Source organism: Chloroflexota bacterium (assembly GCA_026706485.1).
Taxonomy (GTDB): domain Bacteria; phylum Chloroflexota; class UBA11872; order UBA11872; family UBA11872; genus JAJECS01.
On sequence record JAPOYR010000001.1, the window covers coordinates 1 to 16,898 of the forward strand.

14 protein-coding genes, 1 tRNA gene and 1 pseudogene are annotated in these 16,898 nt (G+C 65.2%); 3 read left to right on the forward strand and 13 right to left on the reverse strand.

What is annotated here, in order from left to right; all coding sequences use genetic code 11:
* Positions 1-181: 181 nt before the first annotated feature.
* Both OXG79_00005 and OXG79_00010 read left to right on the forward strand, forming a co-directional pair.
* Positions 182-257 (forward strand) — tRNA-Ala (locus OXG79_00005).
* Between the two features lie 118 nt (positions 258-375).
* Positions 376-822 carry a hypothetical protein gene (locus OXG79_00010; GenBank protein MCY3782156.1) on the forward strand — a complete coding sequence of 149 codons (447 nt, stop codon included), beginning with the start codon at positions 376-378 and terminating at the stop codon, positions 820-822.
* Between the two features lie 89 nt (positions 823-911).
* On the opposite strand, the pseudogene OXG79_00015 reads toward OXG79_00010, so the two are convergent.
* The 9 genes and pseudogenes from OXG79_00015 to OXG79_00055 all read right to left on the reverse strand — a co-directional run bounded on the left by OXG79_00015 (position 912) and on the right by OXG79_00055 (position 10,719).
* A pseudogene (locus tag OXG79_00015) lies at positions 912-1,343 on the reverse strand (FAD-binding oxidoreductase).
* Between the two features lie 390 nt (positions 1,344-1,733).
* Positions 1,734-3,857: a hypothetical protein gene (locus tag OXG79_00020; GenBank protein MCY3782157.1), complete on the reverse strand. Its 2,124-nt coding sequence runs from the start codon at positions 3,855-3,857 to the stop codon at positions 1,734-1,736.
* 20 nt (positions 3,858-3,877) lie between these two features.
* Complete coding sequence (locus tag OXG79_00025; protein ID MCY3782158.1) at positions 3,878-5,104, reverse strand: ATP-binding protein; 1,227 nt, start codon at positions 5,102-5,104, stop codon at positions 3,878-3,880.
* Positions 5,105-5,374: 270 nt separating this feature from the next.
* On the reverse strand, positions 5,375-6,535 hold the full coding sequence (locus OXG79_00030) for an FAD-binding oxidoreductase (protein ID MCY3782159.1): 1,161 nt from the start codon (positions 6,533-6,535) through the stop codon (positions 5,375-5,377).
* 10 nt (positions 6,536-6,545) lie between these two features.
* Entirely contained in the window at positions 6,546-8,078 is a 1,533-nt protein-coding gene (locus OXG79_00035; GenBank protein ID MCY3782160.1) for an NAD(P)/FAD-dependent oxidoreductase, read from the reverse strand.
* A gap of 63 nt (positions 8,079-8,141) precedes the next feature.
* Positions 8,142-9,203, reverse strand: a complete 1,062-nt coding sequence (locus tag OXG79_00040; GenBank protein ID MCY3782161.1) for a homocysteine S-methyltransferase family protein — start codon at positions 9,201-9,203, stop codon at positions 8,142-8,144.
* 155 nt (positions 9,204-9,358) lie between these two features.
* A complete protein-coding gene (locus tag OXG79_00045) occupies positions 9,359-9,517 on the reverse strand; it encodes a hypothetical protein (protein ID MCY3782162.1) in 159 nt (52 codons plus the stop codon).
* Positions 9,518-9,756: 239 nt separating this feature from the next.
* Positions 9,757-9,906, reverse strand: coding sequence for a ribbon-helix-helix domain-containing protein (locus OXG79_00050; GenBank protein MCY3782163.1), 150 nt, complete (start codon positions 9,904-9,906; stop codon positions 9,757-9,759).
* A gap of 174 nt (positions 9,907-10,080) precedes the next feature.
* The gene (locus OXG79_00055; protein ID MCY3782164.1) at positions 10,081-10,719 is read right to left on the reverse strand and encodes a VTT domain-containing protein; all 639 of its coding nucleotides are present in this window, start codon (positions 10,717-10,719) and stop codon (positions 10,081-10,083) included.
* Between the two features lie 20 nt (positions 10,720-10,739).
* Between OXG79_00055 and mutM the strand changes: the two genes are divergently transcribed.
* Positions 10,740-11,561, forward strand: a complete 822-nt coding sequence (gene mutM, locus OXG79_00060; protein MCY3782165.1) for a bifunctional DNA-formamidopyrimidine glycosylase/DNA-(apurinic or apyrimidinic site) lyase — start codon at positions 10,740-10,742, stop codon at positions 11,559-11,561.
* Between the two features lie 159 nt (positions 11,562-11,720).
* Here the strand turns inward: mutM and OXG79_00065 are convergent, their stop codons facing one another.
* The 4 genes from OXG79_00065 to yidC form a co-directional block, all read right to left on the reverse strand.
* Entirely contained in the window at positions 11,721-13,412 is a 1,692-nt protein-coding gene (locus OXG79_00065; protein ID MCY3782166.1) for an NFACT RNA binding domain-containing protein, read from the reverse strand.
* Entirely contained in the window at positions 13,409-14,239 is an 831-nt protein-coding gene (locus OXG79_00070) for a hypothetical protein (protein ID MCY3782167.1), read from the reverse strand. The genes OXG79_00065 and OXG79_00070 overlap by 4 nt, the downstream gene beginning before the upstream one ends.
* 146 nt (positions 14,240-14,385) lie before the next feature.
* The gene (locus tag OXG79_00075) at positions 14,386-15,261 is read right to left on the reverse strand and encodes a Jag N-terminal domain-containing protein (GenBank protein MCY3782168.1); all 876 of its coding nucleotides are present in this window, start codon (positions 15,259-15,261) and stop codon (positions 14,386-14,388) included.
* Positions 15,254-16,894 (reverse strand): membrane protein insertase YidC, encoded by a 1,641-nt coding sequence (gene yidC / locus OXG79_00080; GenBank protein ID MCY3782169.1) that lies wholly within the window; start codon positions 16,892-16,894, stop codon positions 15,254-15,256. The genes OXG79_00075 and yidC overlap by 8 nt, the downstream gene beginning before the upstream one ends.
* Positions 16,895-16,898: the final 4 nt, after the last annotated feature.

The window sequence follows — 16,898 nt, forward strand, 5'->3', positions numbered from 1 at the left end:
CGATGTGTAAACCATGTCCCCGAACGGGTGTAAACCATGTCTCCGGTCTGCACACCCCGTGGGAGAGGGGGCCGAACTCCCGGCCGCGCGCGTAAGCATCGGGCGCCGTGCAGGTTGGCCCGCCACCTGATCGGCCAAAGTCCCACGCCCCGCCTGCCAGCGGGGCATAATGTCGGCCCCGGGGCCCATAGCTCAGTTGGAAGAGCGCCTCAATGGCATTGAGGAGGTCGTCGGTTCGAGTCCGACTGGGTCCACCACACTGGACGAAATCAAGAACCTTTCCCTTGAGACGCAAGCTGGCGGTGTTGCCTGGAGGGGTGCGCCGCGAGGTTCAGTCCGCCGCCTCGGCCTCCGAACGGGCCTGATGAGACTCTTGTGAGACTGACGACGATCCGGTTGCTGCTGGTGCTTGCGACGGCGGCTGCGCTCATGGTCGCGGTGGCTTGTGACGGCGCTGATGAAACGAAGGCACCGGAGCCGGTCGCATCGCCCGTCGCGCCGGACGCAACTGCTCCCTCGCCTGATTCGCGCACGCCGACTGCCAGCGAGACCGCAACTGGCGAAGCACCGAGCGAGATCGAGGCCGCGGCGCGGCGGCTCTTGGAGCAAGAGGTGGGCGTGGGAAGCTACACGCTCATCAGTTCCGAGGCCATGGACTGGTCGGACACCAGCCTCGGTTGCCCGCAGGAGGGCTATGCCTACGCCCAGGTCATCACGCCGGGCTACAAGTTGCTCTTCGACCTCGCGGGCGCGCCCCACGCGGTGCATACCAACGCCGACGGCTCCCACATGGTGATCTGCCCGGACACGCCCGCTCGCTAGTGGACGCGCACCGCGCTGGCCGTCTACGAGGCCGCGAACAGGACACACAGATCGATGTCGTGGCCGCGCCGTTGCGGCGGACGCAGGAGTCAGGACTGGGTGGGAGCCGGGATCCAACCGCGCTGGTGGCGCCAGTTGGGGGTGACGTTGGCGAAGCGTCCCAGGCCTAGGCCGCCGATGTCGATGTTGGTCTCGCCGTAGAGGACCAGGTCGCTGACGACCTTGCCCGTGGCTGGGGAGATGCCGAAGCCGTGGGCGGAGGCTGTGACGACGACGTAGTTGCTGGGGGAGTCCAGGATGTCGATGATCGGCATGTAGTCCGGCGCCTGTTCCACCACCCCGGCCCAGCTGCGAATGACCGGCACGTCCACCACTTCCGGCAGCAGCTCCGCGAGCCGCCTGGCGATGCTCCTGATGAGCGGCGTGTTGGGCTTGCCGGGCGTGGTGGTGAGGTCCACGTCGGCCCATTCGTGGGCGCCTCCACCAAAGATCAGGTTTCCCCTCACGGCCTGGTGTCCGTAGAGTCCGTTCCTAACATGGCGAAGGCAAAGTGCGGCTCCAGGGGAGCGGCCGCCAGGATTTCCACCTGCACCGGATCGCCCTTTCCTTGGAGTTCACTCCGCACACTAGAATCCGCGCGATAGCCACGTTGGCAAGGACCTTGTAGACGCTGAGTTTGCCCCAGAACATGTCTCAGGTATCAGCGATGCCCTCGACGCTCAAGCGTGGGCGTCCTCTACCATTCCGCTTCCGGCCTCGCACATTTCGAAAGTGCGCCTGACGATCGGTGCTGCCGTCACCTCATCGACTTATGGTTCTGGATCACTTCTCGACCCCGCCCTCGATCAGGACTCTACCGTAGCCCTCGAGTGCCTTGGTGGCAACCCATAATCAACGGCAGCTCGCCGAATCTAATCACAGCGCTCATCGACTCTCTCTCTCAATCGACTGATTGTATCGTGCACGTCTTTGGATACTTCATCGAGTTCCCGAGCCACCGATGGGCCTTGGCCAAGCTCTCTTTGCAATGCCACTACTATCGGCCTAAGGGGATTAACCGCACCGGCGCTCTCGATCAGGGCCAATGCCTCCTCAGGTTCAATCGTTGCAAAGTGCTGAAGCAAGACATGAACAGTGTGAGTGGGAAGCACCATAAGGCCTCGCGCCCCGATGTCCCCGAGCAACTTCTCAGCATTGGTCTTCTCGATAGTGCGACCCTGTGTAGCCACTAATAGGCCCTTCATCACGATAGCTATTCCACGCAATTGGCGGTCACTATCTTCAGTGCCATTTCCAAGAAGATCCAAGGCGGAATCGATCTCGCAGATTGCCGCCTCAACGTTTCCGTGAATCAGCAAGGCCAAGGCTCGATAAGCGACTCCTACGGGATGCGCCGAGACATCACCAATACCCAGATCCATTCTGACTATTGCGTCCGCCGTATCGAGGTCGATGCGTTGGTCACAATCGAGAAAACTGATTGCAACTGTTTTGACGGCTTCGTCGTTCCGTTCCAGTTTCCTTAGCAAGCTGATTTTACTCAATGTCGCCACGCCTCTAGCGACAGTGAGGCTGTCGCCGCCAACATCGCTCGCCACACGGATAGCATCTTCCCAACAGCCGAGCGACTCCTCAAGACGTTGGTCCGCTTCCAATGCTTTTGCCTTAACGATTAACGCGTATACTATAGGCTCAACAATATCAGGTGATTCCGAGGATCCAAATGCGTTGATGACTGCATCCTGTGTCAATAGGTCCACGATAAGATCGTCTAACTCCGGTAACGCAAGCAAATATCGAAATGCCGTGGACTGGATCTGCATTAGTCGCGGATCATCTCGGTCCAATCCCTTGGCCATACCGACGCCAATTCGTATCATTTCGTCTGGCGAATAGTAGCTCCCCATGAAGCGCACTAGTGCGTCTACCATATGACTCTCGGCTCCGGGACGCCTCAGCAGATAGTAAATGTTGTACATTCTTTCCACGACGCAGTAAATTCGCCGTCGTTTCGCTCTGTCCTCCATCGACACAGCGCCGCGATCGACTAACCGTTTTAGTTGCGCACTGCACTTGTTGACATTCACGCGAGCCTGGGACGCGACCTCCTTGGCCGTCGCTGGTTTCCACAATCTGGCCAACGCCAAGTAGATTCGTCTCTCTTGCGGCGGAAGAGCTTCAATATGACTCTTGAAGTATTCGGTATGCTCATCAACTAGGTTCAGTAGATTGGACATGAGCTCCTTGAACGAGTACGTTTTCTCGAATCCAGCTACCACTGAGATTAGGCGCGGATTCCCTCCAGTAAGGATCTGGAGTGGCCTGATTTGCTGACTTCCTCTGGGTTGTCCTGACAGTGATGACCAGAGCGTGTCACAGTCGTCAGAGTTGAGTGCCGGCAACGCAATCACCCTGAAGAGGTCATAGAGCGCGTGGTCCGGGTGGTCAATCTCGTCAAATCGGCTGGTGGCGCTCCCAATCAATACTATTCGAGGTTCAGTCTGTAGCACGTGGCGCAACTGCCATCCAGCGTCGGGGTCTGCTATGTCGGCGAAGAGCATATTCAGGTTTTCCACCAACAGCAGCAGGCGCTTCGCATGGCGGTCCGCGTAGTCAAGAATGGTTCCCAAACAACGCCCCGCGAGATCCCGATCATCTCCTATAGTGCTCAGGTCCCTGTGGGACAGCCTTAGATTCGCACGCTCACTTTCCGGAGCCTGCTCGGCCAGATGATTCAGGCACTCGAGCCAGAATTCCCCGACCGTCGCAATTTCGTAGCTCTCCTCGGCAAATGTGATCGGGTAGAAATCTGACAGTAGGACATTGCGGCGTGTCTCTGCGGCCACTCGCAACAGAAGGTGAGTCTTCCCGCTGCCCCGGGGACCAATTACAAGAGAATGCACATTGGAATTACCATCGCTGGCGTGCAACGATTCCAGGAGAGACTGGAATTCGGCGTTCCTTACGCAGAACGACGCCACGATCTCACCGTCACTGAGAAAACCGGGATTGTACTTCTTTATGCCGACGACCATAGCGGGCCTCCCGATCTGACCTACCGGTCAACTATCGAAGTGAAACTCTGGCCATGCCTGGCGCGCCACCAGTCCTCAAGCAGACCGGACACGAAAGCGTAGCCGCCTTCGCACTCCTCAAGATACCCGTCATGCTGCAGAACATACAGCACGTTGACCACGTTGTTCTCCTCGGCCGTCTCGGCTGCCTCACTGCGATAGAGTTCGATCACCCTGTGGGTCAACTGTCCGCCGTTTACGACGGCCTCGGACAGAAGGCTCAAAGCCTCGGTATAACCCCCATCTCCTAGCACCATCCGCAGGCGCTCTTCGTAGTGAACTAAACCGGCCTGACCTCGCACGCTCAGTAGATCCCGCTTATATACAAGTTCCACATCGTCCAGTGTGGCCTTGTACCGCTGGTTCCTACTCAGGTGCTCATAGAGGTGGTGGAAGAACAACTGCACATGATGCGGCACGCAACAGCGGAGCCGACGGCACATTTCCCACCGTATTTCATCGGCAAGGCACACTTTGTATCCCCGAGCTAACGCCGCCAGGCATTCCGCTGCAACTTCTTGGGACCAGGGCCTGAGGTCAAGGGTTGTATAGACATTAGCATGGGCGCTTAGTCTGGCTTGACTGAGGACCGGTTCGAGCCCTACGCTGCCCGAGATGATCAAACAGATTTTGCCCTCGTAAGTCTGGCAACATTTCCTCAACCAGCCCATGAAACCGTCCGTAACCGCCAAGCGTTCAGGGGTGATCTCGTACTCGTGTCCCATTAGTAGACGGTTGACCAATATAGGCAACTCGTCGATAGCCAGCACAATTAGTCTGTCGTCGGCCGCCAATGCCTCGAAAACCTGATCCCCGATTTGGTGCCAGTTTCCGGCGTTCAGACCCGCGCGTAACTTCACGTGAAGTTCGGATATACCCAGCTCTTCAATGTTGTCGCGGACGTCGCGAACACTATTCCTCAACCACGACGTTATCCGTCTGCGTACACTCTGAAGCGGGCGTGCCTGGGTGGCTATTTCGGCGACTGCGTCCTCGGCGTCCATGGCCCCTTCCAAGTCCACGAACACTGTCACGATCTCTTGATCGTCATCCAATTGACGTAGCAGCTCTCGCACTAGGCTCGTCTTGCCCATCCGGCGCTGCGCGGTCAGCAGCGTATGTGTACCGTCCTTCACCCGCTCCCGCAGCAACTGTAGTTCCACCTCACGGTCGAAGAACCGATCTCCATCAACCCAGTTGCTGCTCATCCGTAGTGTCGTCATCTCGATTCTAGCTCCTGCAGTTTCCAGCTTGGCTATAGCGTAGCATGCCAACGCATTTGTTGGCAACAAATCTGTTGGCTCGCGTTAGGGGCGGCGAGGGGGTCTGGTTCAAGTTCGGAGGCATGGAGTGTTTGATGCCGCGGACCATAGTCTGCAGGCCACCCAGCCACATTCAAAGGACGGTGCCATCTAACGTTCACGCTGGTCCACCAATTCTGACGACCGTTAACTGCGCCGTCGTGGCGGACGCCGCGGTCAGGATCGGTTGGGAGCCGGAATCCAGCCGCGTTGGTGGCGCCAGTTGGGGGTGACGTTGGCGAAGCGTCCTAGCCCCAGGCCGCCGATGTCGATGTTCGTTTCGCCGTAGAGCACCAGGTCGCTGACGACCTTGCCTGTGGCCGGGGAGATGCCGAAGCCGTGCGCCGAGGCGGTGACGACCACGTAGTTGCTGGGGGAGTCCAGGATGTCGATGATCGGCATGTAGTCCGGGGCCTGTTCCACGACACCGGCCCAACTGCGAATCACCGGCACGTCGGCTACGTCGGGCAGCAGCTCCGCGAGCCGCCTGGCGATGCTCCTGATGAGCGGTGTGTTGGGCTTGCCGGGCGTGGTGGTGAGGTCCACGTCGGCCCATTCGTGGGCGCCGCCGCCAAAGATCAGGTTTCCCCGCACGGCCTGGTGTCCGTAGAGCCCGTTCCCCACCAGGGCGATGCTTGTGAGTGGCTCAATGGGGGCGGTCGCCAGGATCTCCACCCGTGCCGGGGCCACGGGAATGTGCACGCCCACCAGCCCCGCCATCAGCCCAGTCTGCGGCCCGGCGGCGGCGACGACCATGTCGGCGGCGATTGGGCCGGCGGTCGTCTCCACCGCCGTGACCCTGTCGCCAACGACCTGGAAGCCCGTGACGGCGGTGTTCTGGTAGAGCCTGCCGCCCAGGTCTTGAAACGCCCAGGCGAACGCCTGGACTGCCAACTGGGTGTTGGCGTGTCCGCCCTTGGCGAAGAAGAGCCCACCGAGCGTCCGCTCGGTGATGCCGGGAATCATGTCCCGAATCTCCTGGGGATCGACCATTTCCGCGTGCAGGCCGTGGCGCAGCGCGATGTCCCGTTCGCCGTGGAGGGCGCCCATCTCCTCCTCCGTCACGGCGACCTGGAGCCGACCTTCCTGGACGAACTCGGTGGGATAGCCCAGCTCATCGGCCAGCGTCTCCCATAGTCTTGTGGCTTCCACGGCCAGCGGAATCAGCGTCGGCTCGTCGACCCGCTCGCTGACCATGCCGCCGTTGCGCCCGGACGCCTCGCCCCCGACGATCCCCTTGTCGACGACGACGACATCCCGGCCCGCCTTGGCCAGGCGATAGGCCGAGCTCAGGCCCGAAACGCCGGCCCCGATGATGACGACGTCTGCGCTGTCCATGCGCCGCCGCCTATCCCAGCACCCGACTCGTCGGGCTGAACCACTTGGGCCACTCGCTGCGCACCTGCTCCGGCTCATCGTGGGGCCACATGACCCGCAGCGGGAGCGGACGCACCGGCGGCCGGTAGGACATGTAGGGGATGTCGGCGATGTCGGCGCCGGATTCCTCGGCCAGCAGCAGCGACACCTGCTCCCGGCACAGCCGGCCCTGGCAGTGGCCCATGCCGGCCCGTGTCAGGCGCTTGACCTGGTCGGCGTTGACCGGGTTGGCCCTCACCTGGGTCCGCAGGCCGCGGCGACTCGACTTCTCCGACCCTCGCCCCAGATAGCGCGGCGCCTGCAAGCCGATGATCTCGGCGCGCGTGACCTCCTCGCACTGGCACACGAAGACTTCCAGCCCACCGGTATTGACGAGGGATCGATGCCATCGCTGCCAGCCGGATTGCGCGTCGGCGGGCGTTGCGTCGAGCGCCGCCGGCCGGAGGTCATTTCGCTGGGCGAGCGCATCGTCCTTGTCAATCGCGCCGAGCGACTCGGCGGCGGCAAGTCCGGCCAGGCGGCCCTGGGCTTGTGCGATTTCGGTGTCCACAACCATTCCGTCATGGCAGCCGGCGACATCCCCCGCGACGAACACCGAGTCGACGCTGGTCCGCATTCGATCGTCATGGACCGGCGCCCACCCGCCGCGCTCGGACGTAAAGCTGAGGTCGCACCCCAGGAGACCGAGGAGCTCCACGTTGGGAACCAGGCCGATGGCAAGGCAAACGATGTCGGCGGAGACGACCTTCTCGGTGCCGGCAACCGGCTTGCAGTTTTCGTCGATCCCGACCAGCACGACGGACTCGATCTCGTCGGCCCCGCCGACGGCTTTCTTGACGGTGTGGGAGGTGTATAGCTCGACGCCCGTGCCCCGCAACCGCGCCATGAGGGCCTCGTCGCCGCGCACGGAGGCGGAGACGTCCACGACGGCGGCCACCTCAACATCGTGTTCCTGCGCCATCCGGGCGGTGTTGAGGCCCAGGTCGCCGGAGCCCAGGACCACCATGCGCCGCGAGGTCAACGCCCGGTAGCGGCTCATCAGCGCGTGGGCGCCGTTGGCGCCCATGACGCCGGCCAACCCCGACCCGGGAAAGGACAGCGCCAGGTCCCGGGCGCCGGCCGCCACGATGAGCCGGTCGTGCTTGATCATCCACGACCGTTCGTGGTCGGCGAGCCCGAGCTGGGGGCCGTCGAGCACCCGGCTGGTTGCGGAATTGCCAAACGCGCCCCAGACGCAGGTTCCAAGCTGAACCTCGACGCCGGCTTCCTCGGCTTCAGCCAGCGCGTGATTGGCCGAAACTGCCCTCTCCAGCAACACGTCCCTGGCGGGGAGCGGGTCCATGGCCCGTTGGCCGAAGAACTGGGGCACGTCCAGCGCCATCATGGAAGCGCCAATGGGGTTCTCGTCGACGAGCGTGACCCGCACGCCGGCTCGGGCCGCCTCGATGGCGGCGGCCGTGCCCGCCACCCCCGCCCCGACAACCACCAGCGGTTTCGATTCCACCTGAAGTCCCTCCCGTCGATCCGGAGGTCTGCTCTACCTCAGAGGTGCTTGGAAATCTTTGGCCTAGGCGCCGTTTCGCGGCGATGCGATCCGGTCCGGCAGGGCGCCCCGCAACGCCTTGGTGTAATCGGCGCCGAAACCGCAGCAGGTGCCAATGATCTGGGCGCCCATTTCGACCCAGGTGAGCGCTTCCCGCGTCAACTCCGCCACCGTCTGTTCGTTGGCAACGCTGCTGTCCTGCCAGGTCTCGAGATAGTCTTCTCGGCCGGCGTCGGGATAGACGATGACGGGCCCGGACCAATGGTCGAGCATGACCTGAAGGGCCGCCGCGGTTTCGCCAATCCGGCTGTGAAACACGCCAAGCACGTCGGGACCGAGCGCTGCGATCTCTTTGACGCCGTCGGCCAGGCTTTTGTTGTCGTCGACCGTTCGCCACGTCGACGTCCACATGGGCATGCCTAGGCCGGTGCTGTAGGCACGGTCGTCCGCGAAACTCATCCTGACCGCCTGGCCGTCGGCAGCGACCGAGGCCGTAAAGGCCACCCACACGGGCAGGCCCGTGGCCTTTGCCGCTTCCACGGCAATCGCCCTGGACTCATTGTCGGCCCACAGATTCTCGATCAGAAAAAAGTCCACGCCGGACTCTGCGAGGATGTTCGCCTGCTCTCCGGCGTGAGCCCTCAATTCCTCCGCCGAAAGGCTGGCGCCATAGCCGTAGCCCGTGCCGCCCAGAAGGGTTCCGGTCCTTCGGTCCCGGATGGGGATGCGGCACGAGATGGAGCCGGCGATGTAGACAGGCTTGTCGCCGGCGGCCCGGTCGATTGCTTCAAGGGCCGCGTCCACGGCCCGCACGTTGACTTCCCGCACCAACTCGCTGTAGCCGGAAGCCTCCAGCGCGGGGCGCAGGTTGTTGAAGGTATTGGTGGTGATGATGTCGGCCCCCGCCCGGATGTAGCGTTCGTGCATCTGTCGCACGGTCGCCGCGTGCGTGTAGTTGCCCGGGCCGCACCACGCGGCGGGGTCCATGGGCACGCCCATGGCCTGGAGCTCGGTTCCGATGGCGCCGTCCAGGACGATCACTTCACCCTGGTCGATACGGCTCTTCAGGTTCTGGTAGTCGGCCATGACGTCACGCTCCGTTGCGGATCGGCACTCAAATCGTCAAGTCCCATAGTATCCGGCCTGGAGCGGACAAATGCAGAGCACACGGGGCTTTTCGCAGCCTTCTTCCGCCGGAAAAGACTCGACTACAGACCCGCGCGGAGATCGGGATGTTGGCGTCAATGACGGACGCCGGGATCATGGGCCGCCTCCAGATCGCGCGAGAGGGTTGTCGGGTCCGGCGGGTCCTCGACCTCCAGCTTGATCAATCGCTCGACAGCTTGCCGCCGACGCTCCCGCAGGAAGTCTTCGTAGGCGTCGTCGATTAGCCGGCGCACTACGTCGGAGATTCGCGCCTCCCTAGTTTCCGCCAGCTCCTCTAGCCGCCGTCATTGCTTGGCGTCTAGCCGTACATTCAGCTGGGCCATCGCCACACGCCTTTACGGACGTTCGCGTACGGCGACAAGTATCAGGCGCTCCGGGTGCGGTGCCGGCCTAGATCGTCACGGGCGTCAAGTGAGCGTGGCCGATCGAGATCCACGCCGTGACGAGGTCGACTGCCGCGAACGGTCACGAGTTAAAACGGCGGCGCGGGGGTTGGTTCGCGGCGCTTGAGCGCATCGTCCAGGGTCCGCGCGATGAAGGCGCTCACGCTCAAGCCCCGCGCGGCGGCTTCCCGGCCGACGCGTCGGGCCAGCTGGTCGTCGAGCGAAATGGTGGTTCGCATTATGCAGAGCATGCCATTACGGCATTAGTGCATACCCACACGGCTCCGATGTGTAAACCATGTCTCCGGTCTGCACACCCTCCAGGGGAGAGGGGGCCGGACCTGCGCTCCAGGCTCCACGGGGGGATTACGCAAGAATCTCTTGAGGAGGGAGCAGATTTGATCGGATGTTTCCTAGCTCAACCACCGCTCGAAGAGGGCCGCGCCGCCGAGGGCGAGGAAGGCGATGAGGACGTTCTTGATGAGCCGTCCGGCCCAGGAGGCGACGAAGAATCGCTTCCAGCCGAGGCCGGCGGCGCCGGCCACCGCGCCCGCGATGTCGAACACCGGGTTCGGGGTGGCAGCGATGACGAACACCACCAGCAGTCCCCAGCGCTTGATCCAATTCTCAACTCGACGGTAGGCCTGTTGACGCCTGATCCAGGGCGATCCGGTGGCTCCGAGGAGATACGACACCATTTCGCCGATGACCTGTCCCGTGGTGCCCACCAGCGCCGGCAGCCACGGGTCGCCGAACACGATGGTGAAGGCGCCGATGCTGGCGAATCCGAATCCGGGAAGCATGAACAGCGCGCCGGACTGCACCGACAGGATGAACAGCAGCAGGAATCCGGCCACCCCGACCGCGCGGATTTCGCCCGCGAACGGGATGGCGGCGATGCTGCCGCCCATGGCGACGACGAGCAGCGCAATCTGCAGCCACAGCAACCGCCGGCTGGGCGGGCGGGGCGTGTCGTCGGCGGGCGCTTGGGCTTCGGACGGCGCCTCAGAATCCGACGGCGGCGAGGCGCGGTGCGTATCCTCAGCGGTCATTGGGATCGGTTGGGCCCGCCATGCCCGAGTTGCCCGAAGTCGAGACGATTCGACGTGATCTTGCTGCCGCCATCGTGGGTCGCCGCGTGCTGCGGGCCGAGGTTCGCGACGCAAGCCTAGTCCACGCGCCGTCGGTCGAGGGGTTCGGCCGCGGCCTTCGCGGGAAAGCCGTGCAACGCGTCGACCGCCGCGGGAAGTACCTGCTGCTGCGCCTGGACGACGGCGCGTTGGTGCTGCATCTGATGATGAGCGGCCGCATCTTCCTGCGGGCGGCGGACGATCCCGTGGGGCATACACGCCTGGTGGTGGTCTTCGACGAAGGTCCGGCGCTGCACTTCGTGGACATGCGGCGCTTCGGCAGGGCCTGGCTGCTGCCGCCGCCCGGCGTTGACGAGTTGTTGGCGGACCTCGGACCGGAGCCGCTGGAGCCTGGGTTCGACGGTCGCACGCTGCAGGCCGCGGTGGGCAAACGTCGCCGGGCCATCAAGCCCACGTTGCTGGATCAGCAGATCGTGGCCGGCGTGGGGAACATATACGCGGACGAGGCGCTGTGGCTGGCGCGCATCCACCCGGAGACGCCTGCGGGGTCGCTGAGCCGCCGCCGCCTGAACAATCTGGCGCAGGCGATCGTGACCACGCTCCGGGCCGGCATCGAGCACGGCGGCACGAGCTTTCGCACGCACGTTGGGAGCCGCGGCGAGCGCGGCCGGTACCAGGAGCGGCTCAACGTCTTTCAACGCACCGGGGAGCCGTGTCCGCGGTGCGGCCGGGCCATCGAGCGTCTGGTGATCGGGCAGCGGGGCACGCACATTTGCCCCCGGTGCCAGCGGCGGCGCGCTTAGGGCGGTTGCGTCATCCGGGAAAATGGAGGCTTGTCTGTCATTCCGGCTCGTCGCCTGTGGGGACAGGCTCCGGGCGTGACTTCGGCGGCCGGAGTTGGTCGGGGGCCGGAGGTGACGGTCGGGTGGATTCCCGCCTCCGCGGGAATGACGGAGGGGGCGTCAGTCCGCGCGGTCGAGCGGGGCGACGCGGAGCGTCCGGTGGTGGCGGTAGGTGACCTGACCCGGTCCGGCCCCGCGAATGGCGCGCACATGGCGGCGGCGGGTGACGTCGACGTCGACAGCCGTCGCGGCGTGGCCGGCGCTCAAGTGCGCGGCCAGTCGGGCCACGGCGTGAATCAACTCCGGCGCAGGGTCGTCGCCCGAATCGCGCAGCAGCACGTGCGCTCCCGGCATGTTGCGGGCGTGAAACCACAAATCGTCGGGGGCGGACTCCTTGAACGTGAGGCGGTGGTTCTCGGCCGCGGTGCGGCCGGCGAGCACACGATGTCCGCCAATGCGGCGTTCAATTGGCGTCGCCGGTTCGGCTCTTCGCTTGCGACGCGGGCGGCGCAAGTGGCCCGATTCGGCCAGGAGGGCTTCAATCTGGCGCGAGACAGCCGGTGAATCCGACCGTCGCAGGTCGTCCGCGGCTTGCCGCAGGTAGGCCAGCTCCAGCTCCGCGCGTCGCAGCCGCCGCGGAACCAGACGCGCGGCGCGCTTCAAATCCCGATATCGCGCGAAGTAGGTCTGGGCGTTGGCGCCGACGGATTTGGCGGGGTCGAGGTCGAGCCGCTGCCCGTTCACCTCGACCTGCGCGGCGCCGGGCGGAATCACGTGGGCGTGCTCCAGCAAGTCCGTGCCGGCGGCTCGCGCGGCGCTGATCTGGGCGCCGGTCGGGGCTGCCGTGCGCAGCGAAGCGATGCGACGCTCGACCCGTGCAATGGCCGCGTCAAGCGGCTCCAGCACGCGCGCCTTCACCGTATCGACGGACGACCCCGGACCGTCGGCCTCGTAGAAGGCCTCCAGCGCCTCGCTCATCGAGCCCGCCGGTTGGCAGCGGCGGTCCAGGTGGCTGAGCGGGTAGGCGGCGAATGCCTGCCACCCGTCGTCGATCGGCACCAGGCAGGGTTGTGTCGCGCCGGCATCGACGTCCGTCGCAATTTCGCGAAGCGCCCCGAGCGCGTCGGGCCAGGTGGCAACATCGAGACTTGGCGTTGCGGGGTCGACGTCGGCGCGCGCCAGCGCCTCGCGAGCGAGCGTGGGGCTTACGCCCGCGACGGACTGCAGCAGGGCGCGCCAAGCCGGCACGCCGCGAGCGGCCCGCGCCGCGACATCGGCAGGCGAGGCAACGCCTGGGGCGGGCAACGACAGGCGCGCGGGTGGCCGGTACGGCGCCCGCGGCATGATGCGGCGACGCCCTTCGTCGCCCGGGACGCGCCGCAGCGCATCGCGGATGAGCCCCTGGTCGTCAACCAGGATGACGTTCGCCTGGCGGCCGATGATCTCCACGATCAGGCGGTGCTCGGCCACCGGCCCGTCGGGGTCCGGACGCGCGCGCACCTGCAATTCCAGCACGCGCTCCAGGGGGAGTTGCGTCGCCGCGACCAGACGCCCGCCGCGCACCCACTTGCGCAACAACAAGAGCAGCGGACTTGCGGGCGCCTTGCCGGCGGGCAGGCGACCACGGACGAAATGCACCCGCGAATTCACGGGGCCGGCCTGGATCAGGAGGTGATTGGCGGCGCGCTTGGCATAGACCTCGAGCCCGATCTGGTTGGGCTCGGGCGACACGACGCGCTGAATGCGTCCGCCGACGGCGCGGTCCTCGATCTCGCGGCGCACCGCCGCCAGGGTGAGAACGTCGAAGTTCATCGCGGGCCGGGGGTCGGAGGGAACGCGTCCCACCGGCGCTCGACCCAGCGCGTGGCGAGCGCGGCGGCGGTCTCCACGGCCTCGCCAAGCTTGCCCGTGCCCTGGAAGCTCACCAACAGCGCGGTCGCAAACACGTCGCCGGCGCCGGTTGGACTGGCGTCAGGCACCTGGCGGACGGGTATTTCCGAACAGCCGCCGTCGGCGAATACCTGCACCGGCAGCGGACCGCGGGTGAGGACGCCGATCGCGGCCCGCCGCAGATGCTCGATTCCGGACGCGGGATCGGCTGCAATGTCTTCGCTGCTCAGGACAAGCACATCGATGGAATCCAGGAATTCCCGGGCGTCGGGCCAGCCTCGCCCGTGCACGACGCCGTCGGGGGCCACGCGGCGCAGCAACCCCTGAGCCGTGAGGCCGGTGAGATCGGCGCGCGGCAGGTGGCCGAGCAGTTCGGGGCCGATCTCGGCGACCACGGGCGCCAGGTGCATGATCGAAAACTCCCGTGGCAGTCCGTCTAGGTCGGCGACATCGAAGGGTGCGGCGACCGCCGGGGCGTGCTGGGTTCGGCCTTGCGGTCCATAGGTGTTGCGCATCGCGGTTGTCGCTGACGTGGCGCGAGCGATCCACCGCACGTCGGGGAATGCCGCGGCCAGCGCGTGCGCGTCCCCCGCAGCGGCCCGCGTGAGCGCCGTGACGCGCATCCCGAGGCGCTGAGCCGCGAGGCTGCTGTAGTACGCCGTGCCGCCGAACTCCCAACCCGTTAGGTGGAGGTCGCGGGTGACGTGTCCGACCGTCAGGTAGGTCGGGTCGAGACGCGGCGCAGCCATGCTAGAGACGGTCCGAGCAACTGCTCGCGATGGCGGTATCCGTAGCGATTCAGGGCAGTAGCCGATCAGCCCCACGAGGGCGTCAGGCGCTGACCCCCATCCTAGCCTTCCCCCTTCCAGGGGGAAGGGACTTGACTTGAGGTCGACTAGGCCTTCGGGCTGATCACGACCCGGCGCTCATCGCCCTCGCCGATGCTGTAGGTGCGGACGTTTTCGTCGTCGGCCAGGGCCACGTGAATCAGCCGGCGTTCGTTAGCGGGCATGGATTCCAGCGTGACGGGCTCTTGGGTTTCGTCCACCTGGTCGGCCAGGGTCTCGGCCAGCTCGCGCAGGTGGTCCGCGCGGCGTGCCCGATAGCTGTTGACGTCGATGAGCACCCGGCACGGCTGGCCCAGCTGCCGTCCGGCCATGAGGTTGATCAGGTAGCCAAACGAGCGCAGCGTGGAGCCATGGCGGCCGATCAGCTTGGAGAAATCGTCGTCGCCGACGACGTTGTAGGCGAGCGGATCCTCATCGACGAGTTCGATCTCGGCGATGAATCCCATGCGATCCAGCATGCCGACGAGCAGGTCTTCGACGATGTCCTGCAACTCTTCGCCGCTTTCGACCAGCGAGCGAGACGCGCGTGGGCGGGTCGCGGGCTGCTCTGCGACGGGCTCCTCGACAGGTTCGGGCGCCGGCGGGTCGGCAGGAGGCGGATCGGCGGGGGCCTCAATCGGCTCGGCGGCGCGTGCCGGCGGCTCCGGCTCGGGCTCGGCCGACGACTCGGGCTCGACCGGGGGCTCATGCTCCGTCTCATCGATGGTGGCGGAAAAGGGTCGCTCGCGTCGCACCACGCGTACGCGGGCTTCGGCGTCGCGACGCAGCAGGCGCGAGCCGCCGCTGGACAGAATCTCGACATCGACATCATCGATGGTGGCATTGAGCTGCCGCAGGGCCTGGCGCAGCGCGTCCTCAACGGAAGCGCCGGCGGCCTCGACGCTCTCGGGAGCGTCGGAAGAGTCGGTTGGATGGTCAGCCACTGCGCCTCCTTCGGCGTCGTCGCCGCCGCGGGGTCGTCGCCACGCCCTCACCAGGGCTGCGGCTCGCGGCTTCGGTGGTTGCTGCGTCTTCCACGGCCTTGGCCGGCGTCGGGGCGTCCGGGCGGGCCGTCATGTCGCGCGCGATGGGCCAGTGCGCGGGAATCAGCGCGCCGGTTCCGGTGGTGAAGTATTGCTGCACGATGGCAATGATGCTGGAAATCACCCAATAGAGCACCAGGCCCGCCTGAAACGACCAGGCGAAGATGACCACGATGATGGGCATGAACTGCATGACCCGATTCACCGTCGCCTGCTGGCCCTCGGCGGTCTTTGAGGCCATCATGCGGGCCTGCACGAACTGGAAGGCGCCGGCAAGCAGCGCCAGCAGCGAGATATAGAAGCCGCCTTGGCCGAAGACGTCCTGCTGGATGGGGATGCGTGTGAACCCGGCGTTGCCGGCGGCGGTTTGCCCCTGCCGGCTGTCCCACCACTTCTGCACGTAGTTCTCGCCGTCGGACTCACCCGGCGCCCAGTAGACGTAGGCATCGCGGGCCAGGAAGTAGTTCTCGTCGCGCAGCGCGGCCACGTTCGCGGAGAACGCGCGGTCGGCGCCTTCGGCCTCCACGTTGACCATGCGCACGCCGTCATGCACGACCGGCCCGGAGATGCCGAGCGATCCGGGATCGGCAATGAGCTCCGCGATGTAGTCCTCGACCGTCGCGTGCAGCTGGATGATCCGCGGCGGTATGGGCTCGCCGTCGAGCAGCATTTCCGAGAGCAGATTCCGGGTGCCGATATCGTTCCCGAGCCCAAAGATATTGATCGGGCCGGCGGGCAGGCCGAGCTGCGACCAATCGGTGATGTCGCCACGCAGGACCCCGGCCGCTTCGGCCTTGGTGAGCCGCGTGAGCGGGCGATCGCGCTCGACCACGAATGCGGCCGCCTGCACGAGCCGGGCCTCCGAGGTGCCCGGCGGATAGTCGGTGAGCGCCTGTCGCTCTTCGACGAACGCCGCACTCGCGCGTCCGCCGCTGACCGCGGCCGCCGACTCGGCGGGGTCGACGGTATCGATGGTGAAGCGGAAATTGGCGTTCTGGCCGGCAAACTCGGCGGCAAGCTGCGACTCCAGCGGCGTGATCGGAAACGTCGTCGCCAGGTGCACGTCGGTGGGGGCCGTCGGGCTGGATTCGCCGAGGATCGGGATTGTGGAGTCCTCGCGCGCCAGGTTGAACCAGAGGAATTGCTCGTTGAGAAGCCCCTGGCCGCTCAGCGTGAGAATGCCGCCGTAGAGCGCCAGCAGGATCGGCAACTGCACGAAGATGGGCAGACACCCCGAGAGCGGACTGACGCCGTGCTCCTTGTAGAGCTTCATGGTGGCCTGCGACTGCGCCTGGCGATCGTTTCTGAACTTGCGGCGAATCTCCGCCATTTCGGGCTGCAGGACCTGCATGCGTCGCTGCGAGCGAATCTGCTTGACGGTGAGCGGGATCATGATCGTGCGAATCCCGATCGTGAACAGGATGATCGCGATGGCGTAGCTGCCAACCCCATCGCGAATGAGATTGAGGACTTCGCTCAGCGGGTTGACGGCCCAGGTCTGCCAGGTTTCGCCGATGCTGGAAAAGAGTTCCATGGCT